The 5572-nt window shown below is 71.1% G+C and carries 5 protein-coding genes and 1 pseudogene; 4 read left to right on the top strand and 2 right to left on the bottom strand.

The window, feature by feature from the left end:
• Positions 1-525, top strand: a pseudogene (locus ABZ887_RS50830) (hypothetical protein); the annotation flags it as partial.
• Positions 526-841: 316 nt separating this feature from the next.
• Here ABZ887_RS50830 and ABZ887_RS50825 read toward each other — a convergent pair.
• Entirely contained in the window at positions 842-1315 is a 474-nt protein-coding gene (locus ABZ887_RS50825; RefSeq protein ID WP_361306501.1) for a MarR family transcriptional regulator, read from the bottom strand.
• A 58-nt stretch (positions 1316-1373) separates the two neighbouring features.
• Here ABZ887_RS50825 and ABZ887_RS50820 point away from each other — a divergent pair, with 58 nt between their 5' ends.
• Positions 1374-2339 carry an amidohydrolase family protein gene (locus tag ABZ887_RS50820; RefSeq protein WP_361306499.1) on the top strand — a complete coding sequence of 322 codons (966 nt, stop codon included), beginning with the start codon at positions 1374-1376 and terminating at the stop codon, positions 2337-2339.
• A gap of 80 nt (positions 2340-2419) precedes the next feature.
• Here the strand turns inward: ABZ887_RS50820 and ABZ887_RS50815 are convergent, their stop codons facing one another.
• Complete coding sequence (locus tag ABZ887_RS50815) at positions 2420-3052, bottom strand: TetR/AcrR family transcriptional regulator (RefSeq protein ID WP_361306497.1); 633 nt, start codon at positions 3050-3052, stop codon at positions 2420-2422.
• Positions 3053-3214: 162 nt separating this feature from the next.
• Here ABZ887_RS50815 and ABZ887_RS50810 point away from each other — a divergent pair, with 162 nt between their 5' ends.
• Both ABZ887_RS50810 and ABZ887_RS50805 read left to right on the top strand, forming a co-directional pair.
• Positions 3215-4807, top strand: coding sequence for a bifunctional 3-(3-hydroxy-phenyl)propionate/3-hydroxycinnamic acid hydroxylase (locus tag ABZ887_RS50810; RefSeq protein ID WP_361306495.1), 1593 nt, complete (start codon positions 3215-3217; stop codon positions 4805-4807).
• A gap of 11 nt (positions 4808-4818) precedes the next feature.
• Positions 4819-5572 (top strand): alpha/beta hydrolase (locus ABZ887_RS50805; protein WP_361306493.1); only part of this gene is annotated, 754 nt, incomplete at its 3' end.

Here is a 5572-nt window from a genome sequence, read left to right as displayed (position 1 = left end):
GACACCATCATGGGCTCCTTCCCCGAGTCGGAGCTGGGCGTCGGCGGCGGCGCCAACGACACCGCCCTGGAACTCGGCGGCTCCCTGGGCATCGCCATCCTGGGCTCCCTGCTCGGCACCGCCTACCGCGACAAGCTGACCGCCTTGGTCGGCAGCCACCTCCCGGCTGCCGCGATGGACACCGCCAAGGACTCGGTGGGCGGCGGGATCGCCGTCGCCGAACAGGTCGCGAAGAACTCCACCGTCGAAGGGCCGCAGCAGGCCCAGGCCCTGCTCGACGCGGTCCACGAGTCCTTCGCCCACGGAGTCGCCCAGACCAGCCTGGTCGGCGGGATCATCATGGCCGTCGGCACGGTGATCGTGCTCGCTGTGCTGCCTGGGCTCCGAGGGGAGACCAAGCCCGAGCAGGAGGCCGAGGAACCGCAGAAGGAGCAGGCGGGCGCCGCCCGAACGGCCCTCGCAACCTCGTGTGGGAAGCCGGACATCCGCTCCGGCTTCCCGGACCCCCAGACGGACCGTGGCTGAGCGGCACACGGTCCCGGACGGTGCCGGGAGGGACGCCCGGCACCGTCCTTCTTTGCTGCGCCGGTGACATTCCCGGCAAGGCCGCCTGAACCGGTGTCGGCGGGCATGACAGCGGCTCACCCCCGAGGGCACGGTGGCTCACCGCCCCAGAGGCGCATGGGACCTACGGCGCGAGTGAGCCTCGGAGCCCGGCGCCGAGGCCGGGCCCGGTCGTCACAGATCGGTGCCCGCCGGCCGGACGCCGTGGCCGTCGCGGAGCGGTTCCGAGTGGCGGCCGGCAGGGCGAGCGGGCCGAGGCGATGGCGATCGGGCGGGATCAGTCGGAAGCGGAGACGAGCGTGGTGAGGCGCTTCATGAGGGTGACGAGATGCACGCGCTCGTCCGGGGTGAACGCCTCGTAGGCCCGGGTCTGGCGCTCCCGCAGCCGGGTCCGGAGGCCATCGAGCAACTCGGCTCCCGCGCCGGTGAGGCTGACGAGGACCCGGCGCTCGTCCTGAGGGGACCGTCGGCGGCGCACGATGCCCTTGGCCTCCAACTGCTGCAGCATGCGGGTGGCGGTCGGGACGCTCACGTCGGCGTCGCTCGCCAGCCGGCCGACCGGGAGGTCGGTCTGCGTGGCCAGCGGTTCGAGGAGCGCGACCTGGGCCAGGGAGAGCCCGCCGTACTGCTCGGCGCCCGCGGAACGGGCTCGCCGCATGGCCACGAAGAGCGCGTCGGCCGCCTGTGCGATCTCCTCCGCGCCGACGTCGTCACCCGGCGCGGCCTGTTCGGTGTTGTCTTCACTGCTCATGAAGGGGTAGCTTACTCCTCTAATTATTAGGCAGCTAAATATTAGGAGACGAGTGAACGTGTCTGCTCCGCACCGGATCGACGTCCATCAGCACCTGATCCCGCCCGCCTACCGGGAGGTGATGGACCGGCATGACGCGACGGCCGGCGGCTGGCCCACTCCTGCCTGGGACGCCGAGAGCGCGATCGCGATGATGGACCGCCGCTCGATCGCCACCGGCATCCTCTCGATCAGCTCGCCCGGCACGCACTTCGGCGATGACGCCGAGGCCCGCGCCCTCGCCCGGAACGTCAACGAGTACACGGCGGAGCTGGTCAAGGATCGGCCGGACCGCTTCGGGTTCTTCGCGAGCGTGCCCCTGCCGGACGTGGACGGCGCGCTCGCCGAGGTGGCCCACGCGCTGGACGAACTGCATGCCGACGGCGTGGTGCTGATGTCCAACGTCCGGGGGCGCTACCTCGGCGACAAGGCGTACGAGCCGCTGTGGGAGGAGCTCGACGCCCGCGGCGCGGTGGTCTTCATACACCCGGACGCTCCGCCGATGCCCATGCTGGAGGGCATGCCCAGCCCCCTGCTGGACTTCCCCTTCGACACCACCCGCACCGCCGTGCACATGACGCTCAACGGCGTGATGAGCCGGCACACCCGGATGAAGGTGATCCTCTCCCATGCGGGCGGCTTCCTGCCCTACGCCGCATGGCGGTTCACCGGCGGCGCCCAGTTCAACCCGGGCACCACACCCATGGGCATCCTGACCGACCTGCAGCGCTTCTACTTCGACACCGCGCTGTCCTCCACGCCGTCCGCCCTGCCTTCGCTGCTGGCCTTCGCCGCTCCCGGCCACATCCTCTACGGCAGCGACTTCCCCTTCGCCCCGGAGGAGACCGGCGCCCTGCTCGACGCCATGCTGGACGGATACGAGGGCTACGAGCCCGGCCAGCTGGACGCGATCAACCACGGCAGTGCGAAGGTGCTCTTTCCCCGTCTCGCCGGAGCCGGAGCTGGCGCCGGAGCCGGAGCCTGAGCAGGTGGCACCTGGGGGACGCCGATGCGGCAGGCCGGGCTTCGCGTGACCTCACGTCGACGCGCCGGCCGGCCGCCGGGTCACGCCACGGTCCTCGCCGCCAGGCGCACGGCCGCGTCGTAGACGAACCGTGCGTGCAGTTCGAACATCGCCACCAGGTCGAAGTCGGGGCCAGTGATCTCCCGGTGTATGAAGAGACCGTCCCCGCCGGCCACGGCATAGGTGGCCAGGGTGTCCACGGCATCCTCGTCCAGGCCCGGGATCAGGCCGGTGATCACCTGGGCGAGCCGCCGCCGGGCGATGTCCCGGACCTGGAGGAACACCGTGCGGCCCCGAGGCTCGGCGGGGCGTCGCTCCAGGGCGAGCATCAGGCCCAGGCGCAGGAAGTCCGGCGTGTCCACCAGTGACCTGGCCACGTTCGCCGCCATCTGAGTGACGCGCTCCAGCGGTGTGCCCGCCTCCTCACCGGGCAGCTCCATGGCGGCCAGCCAGGTCTCGAAGCTGCGCTCGATGACCGCGGCGATCAGGTCGTCCTTGTCCTTGAAGTGCCAGTAGATCGAGCTGGCGGGCAGTCCGCACTTGGCGCTGACGGCCGCGATGGAGGTGCCGTCGTAACCGCGTTCGCCGGCGATCTCCACCGCGGCGTCGAGGATGCGCTGCCGTGACTCCAGGCCGTTCGCGCGCTTCTTGCGCTGCGTCGGCTGGCTGGTCATCGGATGGGCCCCCTTGTTTTCCGTCCCGAGTACTTGACCCGTGTTAACACCCGATTTACCGTAGCACGTGCTCCAATTGGAGTGAGCGCTACAGCAATAGCGAACGCTACAGCAAGAGCCGTAAGAGCCGCAGGTAAACAGGGACGACAGTGAGGTGGCCTGGTGGTCAGAGCCAGGGGTGGAGACGACGACGGCGCCTATGACGTGGCGGTGATCGGCTACGGGCCCACGGGGGTGACCGCGGCGAACCTGCTGGGCGGCATGGGCCTCAGGGTCGTCGTACTGGAGCGGGACGCGGAGATCTACTCCCGCGCGCGGGCGATCTCCACGGACGAGGAGGTCATCCGGATCTGGCAGCGCATCGGCCTGGACGAACGGCTGAAGCAGGACATGCTCGCCGAGCGGCCGCTCGACTTCGTCGACGCGCAGGGCCGTACCTTCCTCAGCGCCTGCCCCGCCCCGCGCGGCCACGGCCATCCGCCGCAGATGTTCCTCTACCAGCCCGCGCTGGAGCAGGTCCTGCGCGACGGCGTCGAGCGCTACCCGAACGTGGAGGTGCTGCTGCGCGAGGAGTGCCTGCGGCTGCGCCAGGACGCGGACGGCGTCGAGCTGACGGTCGTGGGCGCCGACGACGCGGTACGACGGCTGCGCGCGAGGTACGTGATCGCGGCCGACGGCGGGTCCAGCCTCACCCGTGCCCAGCTCAACGTGGGGTACGAGGGGCGGACGTACGAGGACCGCTGGGTCGTCATCGACACCGAGATGCTGAAGCCGTGGCCGGACCACGACCGGCTGCGGTTCCGTTGCGACCCGACCCGCCCCGCCGTGGACTGCCCGACGCCGCTGGGGCACCACCGCTGGGAGTTCCCGATCCTGCCCGGCGACGACGAGAAGCACCTGACCACCGACGAATCGATCTACGCGATGGTGTCCCGGTACGGCATCGGACGGGACCAGATCAAGATCCTGCGGGCCACCGTCTACAGCCACCACGTCCGCTTCGCCGCCCGCTTCCGGGTCGGCCGGGTCTTCCTGGCGGGGGACGCCGCGCACGCGATGCCGCCGTGGATCGGGCAGGGCATGGCGGCGGGCGTGCGGGACGCGGCCAACCTGTGCTGGAAGCTCGCCGCCGTGCTGCGCGGCGAACTGCCCGAGTCGGTCCTCGACTCCTACGAGACCGAGCGCAAGCCGCACGTCAGGGAGGTGACCCGGCGGGCGGTGTTCGTCGGCCGCCTCATCACCGAACGCCGGCTCCCGGTGGCCCGGGCCCGGAACGTCGCGCTGCGCGCGATCCGCCCGGTGTCGGGTCTCACCTCCCGGCTGGTGGACTCGAACTGGATACCGGTCGCGTCCTACGCCAAGGGCTTCCAGGCCCGCCCGCGTACCAAGGCCTCCGGGCACCAGATCCCGCAGCCCTGGGTCACCGGCCCCGACGGGGAGCGGGTCCGGCTGGACGACGTGCTCGGCGGCCGCTGGCTGCTGCTGCACCTCGGCCTGCCCCGCCCACAGCTCGCGTGGGAGCGGACAGGTGTGCCCTCGCTGGCCGTTCTGCCGGCGGGCTCGCGCCCGGCCGAGAACGCGGTCGTGGACAACGACGGCGTGCTGCTGCCCTGGCTGGCGGAGCGCGACGTGACCACGCTCGCCCTGCGCCCGGACGCCTATGTCTACGCTGCCGCGCCCGCGGGTGCCCAACTCCCCCCACCGCCAGCCGGGTTCGCACCCGCATCGCGACCGGCCGCCGTCTCCGCCCAGTGAGGACCACTCCCATGACCACGCAGAACCAGCCGCTGTCGATGCACGAGTCCCTGCTCGATGTCGCGGGCAAGAAGATCTTCGTCGCCGAGACCGGTGACGGCCCGGCCGTCCTGCTGCTGCACGGCGGTGGCCCGGGTGCCTCCGGTGTCTCCAACTACAGCCGCAACATCGCCGAGCTGGCCAAGCAGTACCGGGTCATCGTGCCCGACCTGCCCGGCTACGGCCGCAGCACCAAGGGCGTCGACGGAAGCGACCCGTTCGGCTACCTGGCCGACAGCATCCGGGGTGTGCTGGACAAACTCGGCCTGGACAAGGCCCACTTCGTCGGCAACTCCTACGGCGGCGCCTGCGCCCTGCGCCTTGCCCTGGACACCCCCGACCGGGTCGACCACATGGTCCTGATGGGCCCCGGCGGCGTCGGCACCACCCGCGCCCTGCCCACCCCCGGCCTCAACAGCCTCCTCAACTACTACTCGGAGGACGGCCCTTCGCGGCTGAAGCTGGAGAAGTTCATCCGCAACTACCTCGTCTTCAACGCGGCGGAGGTGCCCGAGTCGGTCATCGAATCCCGTTACCAGGACAGCATCGACCCCGAGGTCGTCGCGAACCCGCCGCTGACCCGTCCGAAGTCCCTCGGCGCCGTGTGGAAGATGGACTTCACCCGGGACAAGCGCCTGGCACGGCTGCCGGTGCCGACCCTGGTGCTGTGGGGTGCCGCGGACAAGGTCAACCGGCCCAGCGGGGGCCGGATGCTGGCCGACCGCA

It is taken from the genome of Streptomyces sp. NPDC047061 (genome assembly GCF_040643955.1).
GTDB lineage: Bacteria > Actinomycetota > Actinomycetes > Streptomycetales > Streptomycetaceae > Streptomyces.
This window is presented reverse-complemented; position numbering and strand designations above follow the sequence as displayed.

Bases quoted from the DNA above. Each gene is read 5' to 3' on its own strand.
- ABZ887_RS50815 (WP_361306497.1), bottom strand. From the start codon at position 3,052: ATGACCAGCCAGCCGACGCAGCGCAAGAAGCGCGCGAACGGCCTGGAG.
- ABZ887_RS50825 (WP_361306501.1), bottom strand. From the start codon at position 1,315: ATGAGCAGTGAAGACAACACCGAACAGGCCGCGCCGGGTGACGACGTC.